We start from the raw sequence: 23,047 nt of genomic DNA, 5'->3' as shown, positions 1-23,047 counted from the left end.
TATTGCAGACAATCTGACGGCTTAGGAATTTACGTATCTGACTCAAAAATAATATTGACAGTCGCTGGCAATTACAATATCTATAAAAACGACAACGCTATTTCGCAATTGTTGTCATTTGGCGGAATCGGCCTATACGATTTCCGTTTGCTTCAAACGCGGACATAAAAACCATCAGCTGCAAGAAACGAGTTCCGAGTTGTTCTACAACTTTGCGAGGGAACGATGTCTGTCAACAGAAGCAACACAAGCTGATTCAGCGCTTCTCACTGATTGCGCCACTTTGATCTGACAAAATACGTCAGGGCGGCGCATTACACCCCGCTTCGAATAAATCCGGTTAATCAGGAGGTATTCCGCACGCGTTTCCAATTAAACGCGACTATTTGTCATGCGGATTATCGCGCGCCATTTTCTTAAAAAGATTCATACAACGTACCGCTTTGCAGGAAAATCCGAACGTGGTCGCCGAATTGCTTAAGTCTCAGCCGGAGATTGTGCTGTTCGCGAGTCTTGTACTCGGATATCTGATTGGCTCGTTCCGGATCGGTCCGATCCAGCTGGGCGGCGTGTGCGGCACGGCAGGCGGGAGGCAGTGACCTGAACGCCCTCAAGCGTGAGTTCCTTGTGCGTCATGGTCTGACAGGGCGCCAATTTAACGCGATACCTATCAGTCTGCAGGGGAAGATCGACAGCATCGTCGCACTGCGCACGGAACGTGCGGCGGCCCTCACGCAGCAGATCGGGCGCGCAGCGACGGTGATCGACAAGCTTGAGAAGCAAGCGCGTGGCGGTGCAAAGCTGCACCAGAAGCGTCGCCGTCTGGGCGTCCTGCAGGCGAAACTGGAGCAGATTCGAGCCGATCAGAAGGCCGGTCGTGTGCGTCTGTGCTTTGGCTCCCGTAAGCTTTTCGGCGCCCAATTCGCGCTGACGCAAAACGGCTACGCCAGCCACGCCGAATGGAAAGCCGACTGGCAGGTGCGACGCGCAGTTCTTCGTGCTCGGCAGCAAGGACGAGACGGCCGGCAATCAATCGTGCCAGGCAAGCGTTGAGGACGACGGTACGCTGACGCTCAAATTGCGCCTGCCTGATGGACTGGCCGCAGAGGGCAGGTACATCACGATACCCGGTGTGCGTTTCGCATATGGCCACGAGGACATCGTGGCGGCCCTGCTGTCGAGTCAGCGGGTGCGGTTCCAGACGAAGGACGGCAAGCCCGCATACCGGCGCACAGGTACCGCCATCAGCTATCGATTTTTTCGCGACGTCAAGGGCTGGCGGGTGTTCGCCAGCATGGCCGTCCGCGCACCGGTACGAACGACGCACCGCAAGTGCGGGGCGATCCGCGTGGACATCAATACGGACCATCTGGCGATGTCGGAGATCGACTCCTCGGGCAACCTGGTCCGTACGCTGCGGATTGATCTGTCTACCTACGGTAAGTCCAGGCAGCAGGCCGCGGCACTGATCGGCGATGCCTGCATGGCCATAGCCGAGTTCGCCCGCGCGGGTGGCAAACCCGTCGTGCATGAGTTGCTTGACTTCGCAAGGAAAAAGGCGGAACTGGAGGCGACGGGCGCGCGTTACGCGCGGATGCTCTCGTCGCTTTCCTACAGCAGGATCATCACCGGTATTGACAGTGCGTGTTTTCGCCATGGCGTGGAGACTATCGCAGTCAACCCGGCCTACACGTCGGTGATCGGCGCGGTCAACCATACGAAACGGCACGGCATTTCGGTACACATGGGCGCCGCGTGTGCGATCGCCCGAAGAGGATTGGGCTTGTCAGAACGCCCAGCAGTGCGCAGCGGCCATGTGCCCGCGCGCGGCAGTGGTTATGTCACCTTCGCGCTACCCGTGAGGAATCGTGCGAAGCATGTGTGGTCACTGTGGGCTGGCGTAAAGAGGAGCCTGAAAGCGGCGCGTGCAGCGCATGTCCGGTCGGACAGGGAACGGGCCAAGGCCCGCTCCCGTTCCGCACCATTGGCCCCGGAAACGCGGTCAGTGGGTGCTATCCAGACCTCCGGGGTGCGATCCCCCGGCGCGAATCGTCACCAGCACTGCTCGGGTGACGTCTGCTCGGATTTGCGCACATTCGCGCAGGTTTGATCAGGTTTGTAAGAGCGGCACGATGGACTGGATACACAACGTCTTTCTCGAGTCACCATAAATAGCAAATTTCCTCTCGCTGGCCGTGGATTACTAGATCGGGCAGATCAAACTCGGCCGGTTCCAACTGGGCGGCGTCGGCGCGGATCAGTGTTCTCCGCCGTCGTTGTCAGCGAAGCAGGCGTCTGCATTGACAACGCCGTGAGGGCGGTGATGTTCACCGTCTTCATCTACGCGGTCAAGACCGTCGAGCGCGATCTGCGCCGCGGCGTGTTTCTCGAGAGCGCCACTCGCATCGGGCACCCGGTGGCGATCCTGACAAGGTGATTTGCTCAGGCACTCTGGCTCTGCGAAGGACTCGATCATCGACATGGAGTAATTCGGCGAGCGCGCGTATGGCCGCGAGTTCGTCGACTGGCTGCTCAAACACACCGAGGCGTCGGAGCTGCTGTTCCGTCTGGCCAGCGATGCGCGCGTCTTGCTGCTGCTGGGGATGGGCTTCGGCACGAAGCATCCTTCGGGGCCGGTGTCACTTGCGAATCTCAACGAGTCCGACTATCGCAAGATCGGACGCGCGATCCGCAAGCTCACCGAAGAGTACGTCGAGCGCTACAAGAAGGAAACCGGCAAGAGCATTCAACGCAAAGAGGTCAAGTGACAATCCGGCGCGCAAAGACCGCGATGCATCTCTTGCGTAATCGGACATATCGGTGAATGATCGGAATATGGCCCGTCGCCCGCAGGTCCTGCTGCGCGCGGCGGGCTGTTTTTTCTGTTCCTGTTCATCGTCCCATGCGTTCCGATCATGACCATTACAACGTCCAACGTCGTTCCCTGCCCTGAAGTCGAATCGCTCGACGCGATTCTTCCCGAAGAGCCACTGCTGATGATGGGCGCCGGCCCGGTGCCAATTCCCGCCGCCGTCGCGAAGGCCAATGCGATCGTCATCAATCATCTGGGCAACACGATGGCGAAGGTGGTCGGACAGGTGAAGACGATGGCGCGCTACGTTTTCCAGACGAACTCGAAGTGGGTGTTGGGTGTGGCGGGGCCGGGCTCGGCGGCGATGGAAATGGCGATCTCCAATCTCGCGTGGCAGGGCACGCGGGTGCTGAGCATCAAGAACGGCTTTTTCAGCGCGCGGATGGCGGAGATGGGCCGGCGCGTCGGCGCCGATGTCTCGCTGCTGGAAGTGGGCGACCGTGCGGTCGCGACGCTCGAGCAGGTCGAGGAAGCGATCCGGCGCACGCGGCCGGAGATCGTGACGATCGTGCAGGGCGAGACGTCGAACACCGTCTGGAATTACCACCTGAAGGACATTGCGGCGCTGGCGAAGCAGGCGGGCGCGCTGGTTGTCGTCGATGCCGTCTGCACGCTGTCGACGATGCCGCTCGAAATGGACGCTTGGGGTATCGACGCCGTGATCACGGGTGGGCAGAAGGGGTTGTCGTCGATTCCGGGTGTTTCGCTGATCGCGTTTTCGGATGCGGCCTGGGAGCGGGTGAAGGGGCGGCCGCATGCGAGTGCGCATTGGTGTCTCGATGCGTCGCTGGCGGAGAATTTCTGGCACAACGCGGGGTATCACTACACGGCGCCTGTGTCGGGTGTGCTTGCGCTGCATGAGGCATTGCGGCTTGTTTGCGCGGAGACGCTGGAGAAGCGTTTTGCCCGGCATTTGAAGTGCTCGCTTGCGTTGCAGGCGGGGATCAGTGCGATGGGCCTGGCCTTATATGCGCCGAGTGAGTGCCGGTTGAATTCTGTTGTTGGGATCGAGGTGCCCGTCGGGAAGAAGGCCGGGCTGACGCCGGCGGATATTTGCACGCATATCTCGCGGTTTCATCAGGTCGAGATTTCGGGTTCGTTTGGGTTGCCTATTGTGCGGATCGGGCAAATGGGCGAGCAGGCTCGCGCTCATAACCTTTTTCGTACGCTGCATGCGTTTGGGCGGACTATGGTTGAGCTCGGGGTTGGGGTGGATTTGCCGGCTGGCGTGGCTGCGCTTGAGCGTGCGCTGGCTGGGAGGGATTGAGGGGTTTTGTCTGCGACGCTGGGGTGGTTTGCTTTGTGTTTTCGCTGGCATCCCGCGCTTTGTTAGCGTGCTTCAAGCGTCCCCGCACAGGGGCGACTCTTGAAGCACTAAGGCAAAGCGCGGATGCTACCGCGAAGGCCAGAGCAACCAAAACCGCCCGCGCCGCGAAGGCCCAACGCGGATGCCAGCGAAAACCCCAAAAAAACCAAACCGCCCGCACCACGAAGTCAAACCGCAGATGCCCGCGGCAAAACCCAAAACAACTAAACCGCTACCACACCGAAGGCACAAACCAGAAACCCAAACGCCCGCTGCCAGCACAAGCTCAAGCCGCCGCAGGCGCATTCGGCGTCCGCGCATTGCGCAAATAAAGCATCGTAGACAGCGCAACTGCCGCCGCAGCTGCAACAGCCGCGAACAGGAACACTGACCCATATCCAAACTCACCAGCGATATACCCCGCCAGCGGCCCCGTAATCCCCAACGACAGATCGAGAAAAACCGAATAAGCCGACAGCGCGGCGCCCCGGCTAGCGGGCGGCACAAGCCCAACCGCCTCGACGCCAAGCGCCGGAAACACCAAGGCAAACCCAAACCCGGTCAATGCAGCGCCTGCAAGCGCAACATGCGGTTCCGGCGCGAGCCACAGCAACAGCAACCCAACGCACTCAAAAGAAAACGAAGCAATCGCAACGCGAAAACCACCGTACGTCTTGATCGTATTGGCAAACAGCAATCGCGCACCGATAAACAGCGTGCCAAACACGGTCAGCGACAACGCCGCGTTAGGCCAATGATTCGCCGCATAAAACAGCGTGATGAATGTCGCGATCGACCCAAACCCAGCCGACCCAAGCGCGAGCCCAATCCCGTGCGGCAGCACACGCGTAAACACACTGCGATACGACATCCGCTCACCATGCACAACGGGCACAGCCGCAATCAGACGCGCCAGATAGAAACCCAGCGCTGCAAGCACAATCACCACGACACCAAGCGCAAAAAATCCCACGCTATGCGCAATCGCGACGCCGAGCGGCGCCCCAATCGCGAGCGCGCCATAGGTTGCGATACCGTTCCACGAGATCACGCGCGCATTGTTCGTCGTGCCGACCCGCCCAATACCCCACAGGATTGCCCCCGTGCCGCACAGGCTTTCGCCGAAGCCCAGCACGAGCCGGCTCAGCACCAAAAGACTGAGACTCAGCGTCGGCCACCGACCAAGCAGCACGGCCAGCAGCAACAGCACGCCGCTCACGCCGCAGCCGATCAGGCCGATCGTCACCGTCTTCTTCGGCCCGAGCGTATCCGCTGAACGTCCGGCGAGCGGACGCGAAGCAAGCGTCGCGAAGTACTGCACGCTGATCGCCAGGCCCGCGATCACCGCGCTGTAGCCAAGGTCGTCGTGGACGTAACCCGGCAGCACCGCGAGCGGAATGCCGATCGTCAGATAACAAAGAAAGGTGAAAAAAACGACCGGAATGATCTGCAAAGTGGTCGCAAATTCGCTGCGCGGTGTAGCGGAGTCGGCGGACATGGGGAAAACGAGACTTGAATTTGGCGGGAAGCCGTGATTTTCCCATGGAACCGATTCACTTGCAGAGTTTGCTTAATTATTTTCTGGTCTGAACAACGGGCTAAAACGGGCATTTGACGGTTTTCCGTCAATTTTTCTGATGTTCCGACACGCTTTCCGCCCATGTCTGATCACCATGATGTGTCCGATTTAAGCCATATTTGACGAAAATACGACTAAATAGACATCGAGATATAAGCCCAACCTGCCGCCGCTGTCTCAATTTATCGCTCCAGCTATATGTCCTCCATGCGATCGGACCTATGGGTTGCGAATATTGATGATGCTACTTTTCGAACCATCAGCCGCACCGTCCGCACGCCCCACGCGGACGCGAACAACCGAAACGAGCACGAGACATGAGCCAGCCGATCCGCTTCTACCATCGCAACGCGATCCGTGAGATCACCGACGCACCCGTCACCCGCACCGTCCTTCAATACCTGCGCGAAGACGCGCGCTGCACGGGCACCAAGGAAGGCTGCGCGGAAGGCGACTGCGGCGCGTGCACCGTCGTGATTGGCGAGCGCAACGACGCGGGCGGCGTCAGCTTCAAGGCGGTCAACGCGTGCATCCAGTTTCTGCCGACGCTCGATGGAAAGGCGCTCTTCACCGTCGAAGACCTGCGCCAGCCGGACGGCAGCCTGCATCCTGTACAGGAAGCGATGGTCGAGTGTCACGGCTCGCAGTGCGGTTTCTGCACGCCGGGCTTCGTGATGTCGATGTGGTCGATGTACGAGAAGCATGGCCACGAGCATTCGTGCGCGAACAAGACCGTGCCGGACCGCGCCGATATCGCCAATGCGCTGACGGGCAATCTGTGCCGCTGCACCGGCTATCGCCCGATCATCGATGCGGCCGAGCGCATGTTCGAGTTGCCCGCGCCGAAAGCGCCCGTCGACGTGAAGGCGCTCGCCGGCAAACTCGCGACGCTCGAACGCGGCGAAACCTTCCACTACGAGCGCAACGGCCAGCAGTTCGACGCGCCGCGCACGGTCGCCGCACTCGCGAAGATCAAGGCCGATGCGCCCACCACGCGCATCCTTGCCGGCAGCACCGACATCGGCCTGTGGGTCACGAAGATGATGCGTGACCTCGGCCCTATCGTGTACGTCGGCCAGATCGCGGAAATGCAGAAGCTCAACGTGACGGACGACTGGATCGAGATCGGCGCGGGCGTCACGGTCGAGCGCGCGTACGCCGAACTGGCGAAGCAATATCCCGAACTCACCGAGATGTGGCAGCGCTTTGCGTCGCTGCCGATCCGCAATGCGGGCACGATCGGCGGCAATGTCGCGAACGGTTCGCCCATCGGCGATTCGATGCCGGGCCTCATTGCGCTAGGCGCACGCGTCGTGCTGCGTGGCGGCGATATCGAACGCGAGCTGGCGCTCGAAGACCTGTACCTCGCGTATCAGAAGAAGGACATGGCCGAACACGAATTCGTCGTCGGTCTGAAGGTGCCCGCGCGTAACGAGGCACGCAAGCACTTCCAGTTCCGCACTTACAAGATTTCGAAGCGCTTCGACTCCGACATTTCCGCCGTGTGCGCCGCGTTCTCGTTTATCGCCGACGGCGAGACGATCCGCGAGCCGCGCATCGCATTTGGCGGCATGGCCGCGACGCCGAAGCGCGCGGCGCACGCGGAAGCCGCGCTCGCCGACAACGAGTGGCACGAAGCGACCGCGCAAATCGCAATGCTCGCGCTCGCCAAGGACTATCAGCCACTGTCCGACATGCGCGCGACCAGCGACTACCGGCTGGATGCCGCGAAGAACACGCTGTACCGCTTCTGGCTCGAAACGCGCCCGAACGATCCGCTGCAAAAGAGCGCGCTCGATGTGCGCGCGGTCGTCGCAGCGGGCGCTGCGGCCTGAAGCAATAGAGGAAACGGAGAACCAACAGAATGAACCAGCAAGCCGAACCGTTCCTGAAGGACGCGAAAGAACTCGCCGAATTCACGCAGGTCCACGTGTCGCGTCCGCATGAATCCGCGCATTTGCACGTCAGCGGCCGCGCCACCTACACCGACGATATCCCCGAACTCGCGGGCACGCTGCACGCGGCGCTCGGCACGTCGCCGAAAGCGCACGCGAAAATCCTGTCGATGTCGTTCGACAAGGTGCGCGCGACGCCCGGCGTCGTCGCCGTGTTCACGGCGGGCGATATTCCCGGCCATAACGACTGCGCGCCGATCGTCAAGGGCGACGATCCCATCCTCGCGGATGGCATCGTCCAGTATGTCGGGCAGCCGATGTTCATCGTTGTCGCGACGTCGCACGATGCGGCGCGTCTCGGCGCACGTCGCGCGGACATCGAGTTCGAGGAATTGCCCGCCGTGCTGACGGCGCAACAGGCGCGCGCCGCGAACCAGAGCGTGATTCCGCCGATGAAGCTCGCGCGCGGCGATGCCGCAGCGAAACTGCAACGCGCGGTGCATCGCGAAGCGGGCGAAATGCTGCTCGGCGGCCAGGAGCAGTTCTATCTGGAAGGGCAGATTTCCTACGCGGTGCCGAAGGACGACGACGGCATGCTCGTGTATTGCTCGACCCAGCACCCGACAGAAATGCAGCACCTCGTCTCGCATATGCTCGGCGTTCACTCGCACAATGTGCTGGTCGAGTGCCGGCGCATGGGCGGCGGTTTTGGCGGCAAGGAATCGCAGTCGAGCATGTTCGCGTGCTGCGCGTCGCTTGCGGCGTGGAAGCTGCTGTGTCCGGTGAAGCTGCGCCCGGACCGCGACGACGACATGATGATCACGGGCAAGCGCCACGATTTCCACTACACGTATGACGTTGGCTACGACGACGAAGGCCTGATCGAAGGCGTGTCCGTCGACATGACTTCGCGCTGCGGCTTCTCCGCCGACCTGTCCGGTCCCGTGATGACGCGCGCCGTGTGTCACTTCGATAACGCGTACTTCCTGTCGGACGTCGCGATCGACGGTTTCTGTGGCAAGACGAATACGCAGTCGAATACGGCATTTCGCGGCTTTGGCGGTCCTCAGGGCGCGTTCGCGATCGAGTACATCATGGACGACGTCGCGCGTTCGCTCGGCATGGATTCGCTCGACGTGCGCCGCCGCAACCTGTACGGCAAGACCGAGCGCAACCAGACGCCGTATGGGCAGATCGTCGAAGACAACGTGATTCACGAACTGATCGACGAACTCGAAGCAACCAGCGATTACCGCCGGCGCCGTGCGGAAATTCTCGAATTCAACCGCAACAACGAAGTGCTGAAGAAAGGCCTCGCGCTCACGCCTTGCAAGTTCGGCATCGCGTTCAACGTGACGCACTTCAACCAGGCGGGCGCGCTCGTTCATATCTATACCGATGGCTCGGTGCTCGTGAATCACGGCGGCACGGAGATGGGCCAGGGCTTGAACACCAAGGTCGCGCAGGTCGTCGCGCATGAGCTTGGCGTGAGTTTCAACCGCGTGCGCGTGACGGCGACGGATACGTCGAAGGTGGCGAATACATCGGCGACGGCGGCATCGACGGGATCGGACCTGAACGGCAAGGCCGCACAGGATGCCGCGCGTCAGTTGCGCGAGCGTCTTGCCGCGTTCGCTGCCGAGAAGTTCGGCGCGGGCGAGGTGACCTCGGCGCAGGTGCGTTTCGCAGGCGATTGCGTGCTGGTCGGCGACGCCATCGTGCCGTTCGAGGAAGTGATCGCGAAGGCGTATCTCGCGCGCGTGCAGTTGTGGTCCGATGGTTTCTACGCGACACCGAAACTCTACTGGGATCAGGCGAAGCTGCAGGGCCGGCCGTTCTTCTACTACTCGTATGGCGCGGCTGTGTCGGAAGTCGTGATCGACACGCTGACGGGCGAAATGCGCGTGCTGCGCGCCGATGCGCTGCATGACGTGGGCGCGTCGCTGAATCCCGCCATCGATGTCGGCCAGGTCGAAGGCGGTTTCATTCAGGGCATGGGCTGGCTGACGACGGAAGAGTTGTGGTGGAACGCGGGCGGCAAGCTGATGACGCACGCGCCGTCCACCTACAAGATCCCGACCGTCAACGATACGCCGCCCGATTTCCGCGTGCGGCTCTTCAAGAACCGCAATGCGGAGGACAGCATCCACCGTTCGAAGGCAACGGGCGAGCCGCCGCTGTTGCTGCCGTTCTCGGTGTTCTTCGCGATCCGCGATGCCGTCGCTGCTGTTGGCGACTACAAGGTGAATCCGCCGCTGAACGCGCCCGCGACCAGCGAGGAAATCCTCAAAGCCGTCCGCGCGGTTCGCGCTGCTGGACACTAAACTTCAGAAGAGGGCGCTCGTCATGATGCATGTTCCGACTTTCGCGCAGATGCCGGTTCAGATTGGCCGGCGCAGTGGCCACGCGAAGCAGTTGCCGCCGCCGATGCACATCGTGCTGTTCGGCGCGGGCCATGTCGGCCATGCGCTCGTCGCGCTGCTTGGCCGCCTGCCGTGCGTCGTGCAATGGGTCGACGAACGCGACGAACTCTTCCCTGACGAAGTGCCCGCGAACGTGCAGATCGAAGCGACGGACACCCCCGACGCTATCGTCGACGAAGCGCCTGCTGGCGCGTTCTTTCTCGTGATGACGCACAACCACGCGCTCGATTTCGCGCTTACCGAGCGCATCATGCGGCGGCGCGATTTTGCGTACTTCGGGATGATCGGCTCGAAGACGAAGCGCGTGAAGTTCGAGCGGCGTTTGCTGGATCGCGGTGTCGATCCGCAGCGGCTGTTCGAGATGACGTGCCCGATTGGTGTGCCAGGAATCGTCGACAAGGCGCCGACTTCGATTGCGGTGGCGGTATGTGCGGAACTGTTGCAGGTGAGGTCGCAGCAGATTTCGCTGGCTGATTTTGCGTCGGTTCAGGAAGCGGATTGCGTCGACGCGTGAGTTACTAAGCGGTTCCTCCAACGGGCGCAGCGGGGTGACTTGCTGGGTCCGTTTTTTTCTCCCCCTTCGCTTCCTTCACCGCAGCCGTCCCCCGCGCACGCCTCGCCTTCTTCGCCACCAGCATCTCCGACACCTGCGCCATCAAGCTGCGCAACCATTCGATATCGCTTGGCCGGTCCGGCTGCGGATGCCACATCTGATAGCACTTGATGCGCGGAAACGGAATCGGCACATCGACGACAGCCAGCGGCAGCATCTCCGCGTAATGCAGCGCGAAGCGGCGCGTCGTCGTGAAGATGAGATCCGATTGCAGCAGCACTTGCGGCACGAGCCCGAAGTACGGAAGGGTCGCGACGATACGCCTCGACGCATGCGCGCGCGCGAAGCCCGTATCGATCGCACCGCCGCGCGCGCCGCTGTAATGCGCGGGCGCGAGATGCGGCGCGGCGAGATAGGCGTCGCGTGTGAGCGGCGCTTTCGCGAGCGGATGATCGGCGCGCATCATGCACACGACGGTATCGGAGAACAGGTCGCTGCGCTCGAAGTGCGCGTCGGGCTTCGGCCAGTTGCCGATCACCAGATCGAGCTCGCCCGCATCGAGCGCGGACGCATGATCGAGCAGCGGCCCGAGCGACTCGATCTCGAGCCGCGCATGCGGCGCCGCCTCGCGGAATTGCGCGATCACGGTCGGCATGAAGAAGTCGTTCAGATAGTCGGGCGCGGCGATGCGGAACGTGCGGCGCGAGCGCTCCGGCTCGAAGTCACCATGCGGCGTCGCCACGAAATCGACGTCGCGCAATACCTTCTGGACGGACGCGAGCAGCGATTCGCCGTATTCCGTCGGCACCATGCCCGACTTGCCGCGCACGAGAATCGGGTCGTTCAGGGTTTCGCGCAGCTTGCGCAGCGCAGTGCTGATGGCCGGCTGCGTCTGGTTCAGCCGTAACGCGGTCTGCGTGACGCTGCGCTCGACGAGCAGCGTGCGCAGCACGCGCACGAGCCAGATATCGAGTGATGCGGCGTTGTCGTCGTCCATGAATCGGCGGGGCGGGGAAGGCCCGTTGAAGGCTTTCGAATGCGTGTATCGAACGGTGCATTGCGCATGCAGCGGCGTCCTTGTGCCCGACGCCTCGTCGCATGCGCGCGAAGCTATAACCTTAGGCCGTTTTACCCTGCGCGGGCCATAGCGCATGCCCTATGACGGGCATCACGGCCGGCGACCCTCCCACTTGCTGGGCGCCACGCTACGTCACGCCATGAACGGCGGCGGACCCGCCGCCGGCCAGCGGACCGTGGTAAAGCGCGCTCAGGCCTTCGTCAGCGCCGACGGCAGCGACGTGATCCGCTTCACTTCCTTCGAGTCAAGCCAGTTCGGCGTACGCGCGCAATAGAGCACCATGGGCAGCGCGTCTTCGCCCCAGAACAACTGCTTGTTGAGCCAGAACGTCGGCACGCCGAACACGCCGATCGCGATGGCGTCGGTACTCTGGCGCATCAGTTGCGCGCGCGTCGCCTCGCGCTCGATCAGCTCCTGGCCATCCGGCACGTTCAGCTTTTCGCACAGCGCGGCGAAGCCCTCGGCGCTCGACGGGTCGCGTCCATCGCGCCAGATGAAGCGGAAAATTTCCCGCACCGTTTGCAGGTCCGAGCCCAGCGCAATGGATAGCAGCATCGGCTTGGTCGAATCGAACGGATGCGCGGGCGGCATGCGGAACGGAATGCCCAGTTGCTCCGCGCGAAAGAGCGCATACCGGTACGTGAAAATGCGTTTAGCGGGCACGTCATAGGCGACCCGCTGGCCCCAGTGGCGATACAGATCGTTCAGCAACACGGGCGTCAGCACGAACGGCAGCCCAGGCCATTTGTCGTGCTGTTCGAGCAGCAGATACGAGAACGGTGAGACAAAGTCGTAAAACCACAGTGGCTGCGTGGCGTCGATGCCATCGGTCATGATGTCTCCCGGTTGCCGGAGTCGGCGGGCCGTCGGCGATGCAGCGCTCCGGCCCGTTCTGATTGTTTCGATCTTACGCGGAGCAAGCCGCGTGCGCATCATTTGACAAAATGGCGTTGCCGCGGCCAGCGTTGCCGCGGCGCGGGTTCGGCGCACGCGCCAACGGCGGTCAGGAGGTGCGGGCGGGACGGTCGCCGCCGGGCTTGGCGACGCTTTCGTGGCTTTCGGGATTGTCGTGATGTTCTTGCGCTGCGTGGCTCTCGTGCATTGCCGCACGGGCTTCGGCGCGGCCGACGGCGGCAGGGCTTCCATCTGCCCCAGCAGGCTTGTCAGGCGTACCTGCCGCGTCCGATGCGTCGCGCGCCGCGGCCGCGTCCGAATCGCGCGTGAGGCGCGCCCGCACGAAGCCGATGTGCTCGCGCAGCACATAGAACTGATCCGCATACGCAAGCGGCATCTTCAGACCGTTGACCGATTCCTCGATCTTGTCGAGCCGCACGATGAGCGCCTCGCGCTCGGCCGCCGACGTTTCGTTGAGCGCCTCGCGCTCGATCGCGATCAGCGCGCCGTACCAGCGGTAGATGCGCGACTTCACGCGCCACGCATACAGCGACGGCACGAGCCGCAGCCCCGGAATCAGCACGACGATGATCGGCACCAGCACGACCAGCAGCCGGTCCGCGAGGCTCGCCACCCAGAACGGCAGCACGCGGTACAGGAAGCTCTTGCCCGACTTGTAGTAGCGGGCGGCGTCCTCGCTGATCGGAAAGTCATGCGCGAGCGGCGCGGGAAATTCGCCCGCCCGCTGCAACGCCGTCGCCTTGCCGTGCACCTCGTGCGCCGCGTCGATCAGCAGATCGGACAACGCGGGATGCAGCGAACCGCGCGCGACCAGTTCGGCCGTCGGCGCGATCATGTGCAGCGTGGTCGAAGGCAGGTTTTTGCCGAGATCGAACGAGCCCATCGGCATTTCGAGTTGCGTCAGATACGGGAAGCGCTTCGCGTAGGCGGGGGCCTGCGTGAAGTCGTAGAACTGCACGCCCGCCGTGCGATACAGCTTGCCCATCACGGGCGGCTGCGCGGAGTCGCCCGTCAGGATCGCCGCGTCGATCTTGCCTTCCGTCAGCGCTTTGGCAGCGTCGTCGCCGGATAGCGGCAGCAGCTTCGTCGGGCCGTCGGGCGTGATGCCGTTCGCCTTCAGCAGTTGCAGCGCGAGCTCGCGCGTGCCGCTGCCTTCGGCGCCGATCGCGATGCGCTTGCCTTTGAACTCGGACAGCAGCGTGATCATCGGCCCGCGATAGAAGATCGCCACGGGCACATACGAGACGCTGCCGAGCGACATCAGATCGTCAGTTGATTTCGACGGCGCGATGCCGTCCTGTACGAAGCCGACGTCGATGTCCGTGTGCGGGTCGGTCAGTCGGCGGTAGTTGTCGAGCGAGCCTTCCGTCTCCAGCACGTTGAGCGTGATGCGGTTGCGCGCGAGGATTTCCTTGTACTTCTGCGCGGCAACCCAGAAGGTGCTGCCCTTGGGGCCGGCCGCCATCGTCAGCGTGTTGGGCGGAGCGGGCTGGATCAGCCGCACGGCGACGTAGATCGCAATTGCGCTGATTATCAGGATGGGGCCGAACGATACAGCGAGATCGCGCCAGGAGATCGCCACGAAGCGGGCGACGAGGCGGGGCGGTGGCTTGCGCTCAGAGGGGCGTTCCGGGCGACGTCCGTCGGAAGGCTTCATGGGAATGCTTGGGCTGTCGGATGAATTCGCGCCGATGGTACAGGAGATTGATGCCGCGGCGGCGCGCCCGGCAGGCTCGCGGGGTCGTAAACGCGTAACAAAAAGTGACCTGAAATAACGGGGTGCGGCTTACAGCGCACTCACGGCGGCCCTTTGACGTACGCCCGGCACGGGCGTTCCGTTTTGCATCGGACGGGATCAGGCTGCAACAGGAACCGTGCAGATCGCGCGATATCCTTTGCAGAACTTGCGCGGCTAGATTACATTGGCAACGCTGCCGCGCATCGACGTTGGCGCAGCGCGACCCGGCGAGACTGACGAGACCAGGGCACGCTGCCAACTGCGCGGCGCATGGCCGGTGTCATGCACCGCCGCGCGCTGGATCGCGCCGGCCGTCATCCTTTCCAATGCCTCTCTCGCAGACCGTGACAACGCTCCTGGCTCGCCATGCCTCGTCGCGCCTTCGCGCGCGCGTGCAGTCGGGCCTCCCGTAGTCGTAACCAAGCCGCAGTCAAACGCGGTCCAAACCAAGCAAAAAGGAGAAGGTATGAAATCGGTCGATTTTCTGAAGGCACTGGGTGGTGTTGTCGCAATGGTTGTCGCATGCCACACGTATGCCCAGGCAAGCGACTCCACGTCCACCGGCACGACGGCAAGTGCACCCGCCGCTAATTCGAAGGCCGCCAAGCAGGAAAACCGCGCGCTGGGCAAGAAGGTCCGCTCGGCCCTCGCGAAGGCGCAAGGCCTCGACGCGTCGAGCATCAAAGTTCGCGCCCGTGGCGGCGCAGTCACGCTGACGGGCACGGCCCCCGACAACAACCAGATCCAGCAGGCTGGCGAAGTCGCGAAGGGCGTGGCTGGCGTGACGTCGGTGTCGAACAAGATCAACGTCCAGCAGCAATAAGCGGCAAGGGCCGCGCCGGCGCAGGTCGGACCATGATCCGGCTCGCGGGCAGCGGCCAGCCGGTCGCCTGAGGAACGGCACACTGCAATGTTGTGGCGTGCTTACCGGTCAGAATGACAAGCGGGCTCCCGTTTCCAACGGGAGCCCGTTTCGTTTTGGGCGGCGCTTCGTTGCGCGCGCATCCAGAATGGGTATCGAAGTATGCGCGGCAATACGCAAGCGGAGCCAGCCTTGGCTCTACGAAACGGGACGACGCGCGTAGCGTCTCTTTGCGTGGACATCGCACGTGCAGACGCGGCGAGCCGCGCGTGGCGGGCGTTTGCGGCTGTTTTAAGGTAAGTGTGGCGGGCGTCGCCTGCCTATGAATGTCTCTGGATCAGGACGGCATGCGTGTTGACCACGCGTGCTTCTTCGCGTCCGAACCGGCGTCACGCAAGCCGTCAGGCGACAGCGCCGCAAAGAGCAGAAGATCGGCGCGAAACTTGCATTGGAGCAGCCGCCGCAGCCGCGCCCGCTGCGTGTTGCGCTGCATGTCGGCTGGTTGCAGATGGGCGCGATGCGGCATCGACAACAAGACAATGGAGACGGTAATGACAGGGAAACTGTTGTTCAGACGTGCTGCCACTGCCCTTTGCTTCGCCACCACTTCGATCCTGCTCGCCGCGTGTGGCCACGGCGACGATCATCACAGCCAGACCGCCAACGCGTTGCCCTCGGTCGTGGTATCCAGCAGCGTTACCACGACGGCTTACGACGGCAACAGCGACGATCTGCTGACGGGCGGGCTCGGCAAGACGGGCCTCGGTTCGGCAACGGCGCCTTCGTTCGCGAACCCGGCGAGTCCGACGGCGGCCGAGTTGCGCCGGCTCGCGATCTGGTCGAACTATCGTGCGCTCGTCGACATGTCGGCGAACGGCGGATATGGCCGCTTCTGGGGGCCCAACGTCGACCTGAACGGTAACGACACGCTCGGCGAAGGCAAGATCGCGGGCACCGAATACCTCGCGTACGCCGACGACGGCACCGGCAAGCAGAATGTGACCTTGATGGTCCAGGTGCCCAGCACGTTCGATCCGAACAATCCATGCGTCGTCACGGCGACGTCGTCAGGCTCGCGCGGCGTGTACTGCGCGATTTCGGCGGCGGGCGAGTGGGGCCTCAAGCGCGGCTGCGCAGTCGCCGACACTGACAAGGGCAGCGGCAACGGCGCGGAAGAAATGCAGACGGGGCTCGTCACGCTGATGAACGGCACACGCTTTCGACGGCAACGGGCGCGGGCACGGCGAGCCTCTTCACGGCGAATGTGACGTCGGCGAATCTGGCGTCATTCAACACCGGCTTTCCGAACCGCTACGCGTTCAAGCACGCGCACTCGCAGCAGAACCGCTCTAAGCTGTCTGCACATTTCTGTGCACATCTCGCTTTTTCTGCTTCACCGAGACCGGTTTCACGGATGCCGAGGCGCCAGCCAGAGCCTTCCTCTCCGCAGACTGCAACGCCAGAGCTTGGCGCCGAATGTTGATGGCCGCGTTCAGGTCGCGGTTCATCTTTAAACCGCAGCCGCACGACAGCACGCGGTCGCGCAGCGTGATTTCGTGAATCGTCCCGCATCCCGAACACGCCTTGCTGCTCGGATAAAAGCGGTCGATCACGATCACTTGTGCGCCGGTCATTACGGCCTTGTATTCCAGTTGACGACGGAATTCGGAGAACCCGGCATCGGCGATCGAGCGCGCCAGAGAGCCATTGCGCAGCATTCCCGACACGTTCAAATCCTCAATGCCGATCGTTGGGTAGTTCGTCGCGAGCGTCGTCGTCAGCTTGTGCAAAGCATCCTTGCGGACGTTTGCGATACGCAAGTGCAGCCGGGCAAGCTTGGCTTTCGCTTTGGCCCGGTTGGCACTTCCCTTCTTTTTGCGCGCGAGCGATCGCGACAGGCGCACGATGCGCTTGTGCCCGGCGCGGTGCGGCTTCAACGCGGGCTCGGTCGTGCCATCACTGAAGGTCGCGAGCGTCGTAACGCCGAGATCGACGCCGACGGCGCCACGGTCCTGCTTCGCAGTCAGGCGGTCTTCCGTCTCGACGGCCAGCGCGACATACCAACCATCGGCCATGCGGCTCACCGTCGCCGACTTGACACGGCCCGCGAAGCGCAACGCCTCGCGCATGCGAACGACGCCACAGCGCGGCAGCTTGACCGCCTTGCCGGTCACCTCGACTGCGTGGCTCGTCGCATCCGCCGGCCCGTTGTCGGCACGGAACGAGTCGCGGATGCCCTTACGCTTGAAGCGCGGGTAGCCGGGCTTCTGGCCGAGCTTCACGCGCCTGAAAAAGTGCTCGAACGCGAGTCCGACGTTCTTGATCGCGGTCTGAGGTGCGCATTTCGTCACCTCAGCCATCCAGGGGAATTCGGCCGCCTTGATCGCGTTCAGTTGTTTGCGGAGCGCCGCCTCATTCGGGTTGCCGCCGGCCTCATACTGCCGCTTCCATTCCGCCAACGCCCAGTTATAGGCGAACCGGGACACGCCACAGGCGCGTGCGAAATACACGCCTTGCGTGGCGGTCGGGTCGAGGCGGATTCTGTGGACGCGGATCATTTGGCGGCTTGCACGAGCGCGTCGAGCAGTTGCTTGTTCTTCTTGCTGCGCGAGCCGTACAGGCGCGCCGAAAAGACGGTGATGATTTCCAGCACGTCCCTGGCGAGTTCTTCCTCGAACGAGGGCTGATCGCCCTGGTGGATGATGACGATTTCGATGTTCTGCGCCGCGCACATCGCGAACACCAATTCGGAGCCGAAGCGCAGGAGCCGATCCTTGTGCGTGATGACGAGGCGCTTCATCTGCTTGCGCAGAATCATTTCGAGCAGGCGGTTGAGGCCCTTCTTGTGATAGTTCATGCCGCTACCGAGATCCTTGATGACCTCGCAGCGCCACCCCTTCGCGGCACAATAGCTCTCCAGCATCGCATGCTGGCGATCGAGATCCGCTTTCTGGTCGTGCGACGAGACTCGCGCGTAGCAGACCGTCGGTGCATCCTCATTGCCGAGACCCAACAGATCGGAGACAGCGTAATAGCGTGTGCCGCCCGCCGTCTTGCGAGCGGGCACCAGTTCGCCAGTCTCCTCCCACTTCCGCAGGGTGGAGATTGCGACGCCCAACATCGCCGCCGCTTCGCCAATCTTTACAAGTCTCCTTTCCATAACAACAGATTCTAGTAGATTCTGCAAGAAAACGCGACTCTGCCCCACACCCCGAGCAGGACTGGGGACACGACACGCTCGAAGCGATCCAGTTCGCTTACTGGGCGCTCAACCAGCAGTTTGCGCCGACCATCAACAACAACGCGCAGCAGCATGGCGTGCGCTACAGCGCGGGCAGCATCATGACGATCGCGGCTTCCGTCAGCAATGGCGGCGGCGCGTCGCTTGCGGCCGCCGAGCAGGACACGCAAGGGTGGATCACGGCCGTCGTCGCCGGCGAGCCGCAGATCAATCTGAACATGGCGTCGGCGGCGAAGGTGTTCGAAGGCGGGGCGCAGATACCCACGGCGGGCGCGCCGCTCGCGGACTACATGACCTACGCGAACATGTTGATGCCATGCGCGGCAGCCGCCACGGCGGCGACGGGCGCGCCGTATCTGACGGCGTTGCCGCTCGCGACCACCCAGGCGATCCGCACGGCACGCTGCGCGTCGCTGGCGGCGGGCGGCTTCGTGAGCGGCGCTGACGCGACGAGCCAGGCCAACGACGCGCTCGCGAAACTCCACGCCGCCGGCTACGAAACCGACTCCGATCTGCTGCACGCTCCGATGTGGGATTCGCAGGCCGTGCCTGCCGTCGCCGTCACGTATGCGAACGCGTACACGAAGTCGAGCGTGACCGACAACCTGTGCGACTTCAGCTTCGGCACGACCAACGCGACGACGGGCGCGGCGGGCGTCGCGCCAACCGTTCCGCCGATGCCCTCCGTGTTCGGCCTCGGCAACGGCGTGCCGCCGACCAACGGCATCAACCTCGTCTACAACGCTGCACCCTCGGGCGGCGCGGATCACCGACTCGCCACCGCCGACGCCAGCTTCACGGGCGCCGCGTGTCTGCGCGCGTTGTGGACGACGGGCGACGCGCGCATGCAGCAGAACGTCAACGCGATCCGCGTGAACGCGAACTTGCACGGCAAGCCGGCCATCATCGTGCAAGGGCGCAGCGATGCGCTCGTGCCCGTGAACCACGCCTCGCGCGCCTATCTGGCGATGAACAGCATCACGGAAGGCTCGAAGAGCCAGCTCGCGTTCTATGAAGTGCTGAACGGCCAGCACTTCGACGCGTTCCTGGGCGTGGCCGGATTCGACACGCGCTTCATCCCGGTGCACTACTACAACATCCAGGCGCTGAACCTGATGTGGAATCACCTGAAGGGCGGCGCGGCGCTGCCGCCGTCGCAGGTGATCCGCACGGTGCCGCGCGGCGGCACGGCAGGCGCCGCGCCCGCGCTGACGACGGCCAATCTCCCCGCGATTTCGATGAACCCGGGTGCGGATGCGATTCAGGTGGGAGCGGGTACGGTGAACGTGCCGAAGTGATGCGATAGAGGAAGCGGCTCGCCATCTGTTGCACGAGAAACGGCGGGCTGCGTGACAGGCGCGTGACATGCGGGTGACAGGAATCGGGGCGTATTGCGCCGGCTCGGAACCGACTGTGCGCCGGCCCACGCCCAAACGCGACGGACGTTCGTTCTTGTGCGCCGTGACACACTATTTACCCGTCGGGTGCAGTACTGTGAATTATCGACGATGCTTCACGGAGCGACGCCATGGACACGATCCGCTTCACCTACACCGACCTTCCCATCGGCGAGCGCGCGGCGTTCGAGCTGGTGTGCGCGCGGCACGGCTTCGCGCCCGCGCATTTCGACATCAGCGCGAGCGACGATCCCGACGACGCGTCACATCGCTCCCGTCTTCTGACGATCCGGCGCGGCGGCTGGGCGCAGTCCTATCACGAGGACACGGCAGGCCACTGGGTTCGGCAGTTCGAAACCGACCTGAACTGCCGCTTCTTCAAGTGATTCAAGTAGTCCCCTACGCGTGGCGGGCGTATGCGCCCGCTCGCCATCAGGACAGAACGAGTCGCACGCCGACGAGCGTCAGCGTCGCGGCGAGGAGATTGCGCAGCAATTTTTCGGGCGCTTTCGACGACAGATAGCTGCCGATCACGATACCCGGCAGCGAGCCGACCAGCAGCGACAGCAGCATCGACCAGTCGATCGAACCGAGCAGCCAGTGCCCCGCACCCGCGAGCAGCGTGAGCGGCACGGCGTGCGCGATATCGGAGCCGACGATGCGTGTGGTCGGCAGCATCGGATAGAGCAGCAGCAGCACCGTGACGCCGATCGCGCCCGCGCCGACCGAGGTCAACGACACCAGCACGCCGAGGATCGCGCCCGTCAGCATGGTCAGCCCGAGCGTGCTGCCCTGACCTGTCGCGCGCCTGCGTGAAGCCGCGAGCCTGGTCAGCTGCGGCCGGAATATCAGCGCGATCGCGGTGATCAGCAGCGCCACACCCAGCACGAGGGAGATCAGATGCCCGCCGCGCGTCGAGGTCATTCCGTAGCGGTGCAGCAGGATCAGCGTGACGGTGGCGGCGGGCACGCTGCCGGCGGCAAGGCGCATCGTCACCTGCCAGTCGATCGAACCCTTCACCCCATGCACGAGCGTGCCCGTCGCCTTGGTTGCGGCGGCGTACAGCAGGTCCGTGCCGACGGCCGTCGCCGGATGGACGTTGAACAGCAGCACGAGGATCGGCGTCATCAGCGAGCCGCCGCCCACGCCCGTCAGTCCGACCAGAAACCCGACGAACAGACCCGACGCGGAAAACAGGAGATCGATATGGGGAAGTGCCATTGCGCGGACCGCGGACGGTCGTAAAAGGTTGCGGGCGAGCTTGCCGGTAGCCGTGCGTCTTGCTGCCTGTCAGATGATCCCATCGGGGCGTTCATGCTGGCCGGCGGCGCGGCGAAAGACCGCTATTGTCGCAAAACCGGCGATGCCGCGTACGAATGCGGGCGGATGCTGTGTATCGGGCTGTCCCGACAGACGGCTTACAATAACCGTTTCGGGCGACCAGCGTGTGCCGGACGGCGCACCAGCGGGCCGCTTCTGTCTCTGCTTCCCCGTGTCTTCCCATCCGCAGACTGACAAAAATGAATCCCGGCGTCGCCTACGCATTGCTCGCGTTCACCTTGTGGGGACTTTTCCCCGTCTACTTCAAGTCGCTGCATCAGATTTCGCCTGTCGAGATGCTGGCGCACCGGATGGTGTGGTCGATGCTGTTTCTCTTCATCGTGCTCACCGTGCGGCAGCAGTGGCGGTGGCTTGCGCCCGTGCTGCGCGATCGCCGGCTGCTGGCTCGCTTTGCCGCGAGCGCGCTGTTGCTGTCGACGAACTGGGGCATCTATATCTGGGCCGTCAACGCGGGGCATATCGTCGAGGCGAGTCTGGGCTATTTCGTCAATCCACTGATCAACGTGTTGTTCGGCCTTGCGTTTCTCGGCGAGCGGTTGCGGCGCGTGCAGTGGCTTTCCGTTGCGGTCGCCGCGTGCGGCGTGCTGTACCTCACTTGGGAAAACGGCCATCCGCCGTGGATCAGCCTGACCCTTGCGTTCAGCTTCGCGGGTTATGGCCTGCTGCGCAAGACGGCGCAGTTGGGCGCCCTCGAAGGGCTGACGCTCGAAACGGTGCTGCTCTTTCCAGTGGCCGTGTTGTATCTGTTTTTCGCGTCTTCGCATGGCGAGAGCGGGTTCGGCGCGGCGTCATTCGGCGTGAAGGTGCTGCTTGCGCTGGCCGGGCCGATCACGGCCGTGCCGCTGTTGCTGTTCGCGGCGGGCGCGCGGCGGATTCCACTGTCGATGCTCGGCCTGATCCAGTATGTGACGCCGTCGCTGCAACTGCTCATTGGCGTGCTGATCTATCGCGAGCCGTTCGGGCAGGCGCAGCTGATCGGCTATGGCGCGATCTGGATAGCGCTCGCGCTTTATTCGCTCGATGGGTTGTGGCGGGCGCGGTTTGCGCGGGTTTAAGGCGCTGCTCGCCCGCGTGTGAATTGCCCTGTGTGACGGTCAGATTGCGCGCTTGACCTCGATGACGCCGAACACAGCCAGTGCCAGTCCTGCGATGCGGTCGATGATCACGCGCAGCTTGTGGCCGATCGCATGCCGCGCGAGCGACGCGGCCGTCACCAGGAAGCACCACCACGCGATCGATCCGCAGAACACGCCGAGCACGGTCGTGAGCGCGACACTCGATGAAAACGGTCCGCGCGGCGCGAGCGTCGTGAAGAGGGCGGCGAACATGATGACCGTTTGCGGATTGGTCAGGGTGAGCAGCAGGGCGCTTGCGAAGGCCTTTACTGCGCCTGAGTGGCCTATGTTGCCCAGTTTCTCTTCGGTGTTGTCGCCGTTGTCGGCGGGGACTTTCTGTAGCATCGTGCGGATGCCTAGATACAGCAGGAATAGTCCTGCGATGATGTGCAGCGGCTTGTCGTAGGCCAGCATGAAATGCGATACGCTCACCAGGCCTAGCGCGGCGATCAGGCCGTAGATGGCGTCGCCGCCTGCTATGCCCAGGCCGATTGCAAGCCCCGCGCGGGGCCGTCCGTCAGCGTCCGGCGGATGCAGAGCATGCCCATGGGGCCGACTGGGGCGGCGACTGCTAGGCCTACGCCTGCGGCCGTCAGGAAAAGTGATGCGCTGAACATTATTGCTCCAATGGTTTTTTGTCTGCGACGCTACGTGGTTTGATCTTTGTTTGCGCTGGCATCCGCACTATGGTGTTTGCTGTTCACGCGTTGTCCCGCTCAGGGGCGACGCATG

At 63.2% G+C, this 23,047-nt stretch carries 18 protein-coding genes and 5 pseudogenes; 14 read left to right on the top strand and 9 right to left on the bottom strand.

All coding sequences use genetic code 11. The features are described from left to right. Positions 1 to 461: 461 nt before the first annotated feature. The 6 genes and pseudogenes from H1204_RS13930 to H1204_RS13905 all read left to right on the top strand — a co-directional run bounded on the left by H1204_RS13930 (position 462) and on the right by H1204_RS13905 (position 4,139). A complete protein-coding gene (locus H1204_RS13930; protein ID WP_180727979.1) occupies positions 462 to 599 on the top strand; it encodes a hypothetical protein in 138 nt (45 codons plus the stop codon). A 160-nt stretch (positions 600 to 759) separates the two neighbouring features. Beyond that, entirely contained in the window at positions 760 to 1,053 is a 294-nt protein-coding gene (locus H1204_RS13925) for a hypothetical protein (RefSeq protein WP_180728763.1), read from the top strand. Next, positions 998 to 2,110 carry a hypothetical protein gene (locus H1204_RS13920; protein ID WP_180728762.1) on the top strand — a complete coding sequence of 371 codons (1,113 nt, stop codon included), beginning with the start codon at positions 998 to 1,000 and terminating at the stop codon, positions 2,108 to 2,110. Before H1204_RS13925 ends, H1204_RS13920 begins: the two co-directional genes overlap by 56 nt. 61 nt (positions 2,111 to 2,171) lie before the next feature. Beyond that, positions 2,172 to 2,350: pseudogene (locus H1204_RS51380) on the top strand (aspartate-alanine antiporter); the annotation flags it as partial. Between the two features lie 118 nt (positions 2,351 to 2,468). Beyond that, positions 2,469 to 2,768: pseudogene (locus H1204_RS13910) on the top strand (bifunctional aspartate transaminase/aspartate 4-decarboxylase); the annotation flags it as partial. Between the two features lie 147 nt (positions 2,769 to 2,915). Next, positions 2,916 to 4,139, top strand: coding sequence for an alanine--glyoxylate aminotransferase family protein (locus H1204_RS13905; protein WP_180728760.1), 1,224 nt, complete (start codon positions 2,916 to 2,918; stop codon positions 4,137 to 4,139). Positions 4,140 to 4,464: 325 nt separating this feature from the next. Here the strand turns inward: H1204_RS13905 and H1204_RS13900 are convergent, their stop codons facing one another. Then, on the bottom strand, positions 4,465 to 5,676 hold the full coding sequence (locus H1204_RS13900) for an MFS transporter (protein WP_180728759.1): 1,212 nt from the start codon (positions 5,674 to 5,676) through the stop codon (positions 4,465 to 4,467). Positions 5,677 to 6,074: 398 nt separating this feature from the next. Here H1204_RS13900 and xdhA point away from each other — a divergent pair, with 398 nt between their 5' ends. Genes xdhA through xdhC form a run of 3 tightly spaced genes read left to right on the top strand, consistent with a single transcriptional unit; the run spans position 6,075 to position 10,589 of the window. Continuing rightward, positions 6,075 to 7,592, top strand: coding sequence for a xanthine dehydrogenase small subunit (xdhA, locus tag H1204_RS13895; protein WP_180728758.1), 1,518 nt, complete (start codon positions 6,075 to 6,077; stop codon positions 7,590 to 7,592). 29 nt (positions 7,593 to 7,621) lie between these two features. Then, a complete protein-coding gene (gene xdhB, locus H1204_RS13890) occupies positions 7,622 to 9,976 on the top strand; it encodes a xanthine dehydrogenase molybdopterin binding subunit (protein WP_180728757.1) in 2,355 nt (784 codons plus the stop codon). A 22-nt stretch (positions 9,977 to 9,998) separates the two neighbouring features. Continuing rightward, entirely contained in the window at positions 9,999 to 10,589 is a 591-nt protein-coding gene (gene xdhC, locus H1204_RS13885; RefSeq protein WP_180728756.1) for a xanthine dehydrogenase accessory protein XdhC, read from the top strand. A gap of 4 nt (positions 10,590 to 10,593) precedes the next feature. Here xdhC and H1204_RS13880 read toward each other — a convergent pair whose 3' ends face one another. From H1204_RS13880 to H1204_RS13870, 3 genes are all read right to left on the bottom strand, one after another. After that, positions 10,594 to 11,625: a LysR substrate-binding domain-containing protein gene (locus H1204_RS13880; RefSeq protein WP_180728755.1), complete on the bottom strand. Its 1,032-nt coding sequence runs from the start codon at positions 11,623 to 11,625 to the stop codon at positions 10,594 to 10,596. A gap of 270 nt (positions 11,626 to 11,895) precedes the next feature. Continuing rightward, positions 11,896 to 12,540 carry a 2-hydroxychromene-2-carboxylate isomerase gene (locus tag H1204_RS13875; RefSeq protein WP_180728754.1) on the bottom strand — a complete coding sequence of 215 codons (645 nt, stop codon included), beginning with the start codon at positions 12,538 to 12,540 and terminating at the stop codon, positions 11,896 to 11,898. Between the two features lie 169 nt (positions 12,541 to 12,709). Beyond that, complete coding sequence (locus H1204_RS13870) at positions 12,710 to 14,278, bottom strand: TAXI family TRAP transporter solute-binding subunit (protein ID WP_180728753.1); 1,569 nt, start codon at positions 14,276 to 14,278, stop codon at positions 12,710 to 12,712. A 547-nt stretch (positions 14,279 to 14,825) separates the two neighbouring features. Between H1204_RS13870 and H1204_RS13865 the strand changes: the two genes are divergently transcribed. Beyond that, complete coding sequence (locus tag H1204_RS13865) at positions 14,826 to 15,182, top strand: BON domain-containing protein (RefSeq protein ID WP_180728752.1); 357 nt, start codon at positions 14,826 to 14,828, stop codon at positions 15,180 to 15,182. Between the two features lie 376 nt (positions 15,183 to 15,558). Here H1204_RS13865 and H1204_RS13860 read toward each other — a convergent pair whose 3' ends face one another. Further along, positions 15,559 to 15,714 carry a hypothetical protein gene (locus H1204_RS13860; protein ID WP_180728751.1) on the bottom strand — a complete coding sequence of 52 codons (156 nt, stop codon included), beginning with the start codon at positions 15,712 to 15,714 and terminating at the stop codon, positions 15,559 to 15,561. A 58-nt stretch (positions 15,715 to 15,772) separates the two neighbouring features. Between H1204_RS13860 and H1204_RS13855 the strand changes: the two are divergent. Then, positions 15,773 to 16,566, top strand: a pseudogene (locus H1204_RS13855) (3-hydroxybutyrate oligomer hydrolase family protein); the annotation flags it as partial. A gap of 4 nt (positions 16,567 to 16,570) precedes the next feature. Here H1204_RS13855 and H1204_RS13850 read toward each other — a convergent pair. Together H1204_RS13850 and H1204_RS13845 are read right to left on the bottom strand one after the other, a co-directional pair. Continuing rightward, positions 16,571 to 17,779 (bottom strand): RNA-guided endonuclease TnpB family protein, encoded by a 1,209-nt coding sequence (locus tag H1204_RS13850; RefSeq protein ID WP_180730964.1) that lies wholly within the window; start codon positions 17,777 to 17,779, stop codon positions 16,571 to 16,573. Further along, complete coding sequence (locus H1204_RS13845; protein WP_180728750.1) at positions 17,776 to 18,381, bottom strand: IS607 family transposase; 606 nt, start codon at positions 18,379 to 18,381, stop codon at positions 17,776 to 17,778. The genes H1204_RS13850 and H1204_RS13845 overlap by 4 nt, the downstream gene beginning before the upstream one ends. 47 nt (positions 18,382 to 18,428) lie before the next feature. Here H1204_RS13845 and H1204_RS13840 point away from each other — a divergent pair. After that, positions 18,429 to 19,760: pseudogene (locus H1204_RS13840) on the top strand (3-hydroxybutyrate oligomer hydrolase family protein); the annotation flags it as partial. A 230-nt stretch (positions 19,761 to 19,990) separates the two neighbouring features. Then, complete coding sequence (locus H1204_RS13835) at positions 19,991 to 20,245, top strand: hypothetical protein (protein WP_007589174.1); 255 nt, start codon at positions 19,991 to 19,993, stop codon at positions 20,243 to 20,245. Between the two features lie 46 nt (positions 20,246 to 20,291). Here the strand turns inward: H1204_RS13835 and H1204_RS13830 are convergent, their stop codons facing one another. Continuing rightward, the gene (locus tag H1204_RS13830; RefSeq protein WP_180728749.1) at positions 20,292 to 21,080 is read right to left on the bottom strand and encodes a sulfite exporter TauE/SafE family protein; all 789 of its coding nucleotides are present in this window, start codon (positions 21,078 to 21,080) and stop codon (positions 20,292 to 20,294) included. Between the two features lie 299 nt (positions 21,081 to 21,379). On the opposite strand from H1204_RS13830, the gene rarD reads away from it, so the two are divergent. Further along, a complete protein-coding gene (rarD, locus tag H1204_RS13825) occupies positions 21,380 to 22,255 on the top strand; it encodes an EamA family transporter RarD (RefSeq protein WP_180728748.1) in 876 nt (291 codons plus the stop codon). 39 nt (positions 22,256 to 22,294) lie between these two features. Here rarD and H1204_RS13820 read toward each other — a convergent pair. Beyond that, positions 22,295 to 22,932 (bottom strand): annotated as a pseudogene (locus H1204_RS13820) (LysE family translocator). Positions 22,933 to 23,047 lie beyond the last annotated feature (115 nt).

The sequence above is a fragment of the Paraburkholderia sp. PGU19 genome, assembly GCF_013426915.1.
GTDB lineage: Bacteria > Pseudomonadota > Gammaproteobacteria > Burkholderiales > Burkholderiaceae > Paraburkholderia.
The sequence above is the reverse complement of the archived record's forward strand: the minus strand, read 5'-3'. Positions and strand labels throughout refer to the sequence as shown.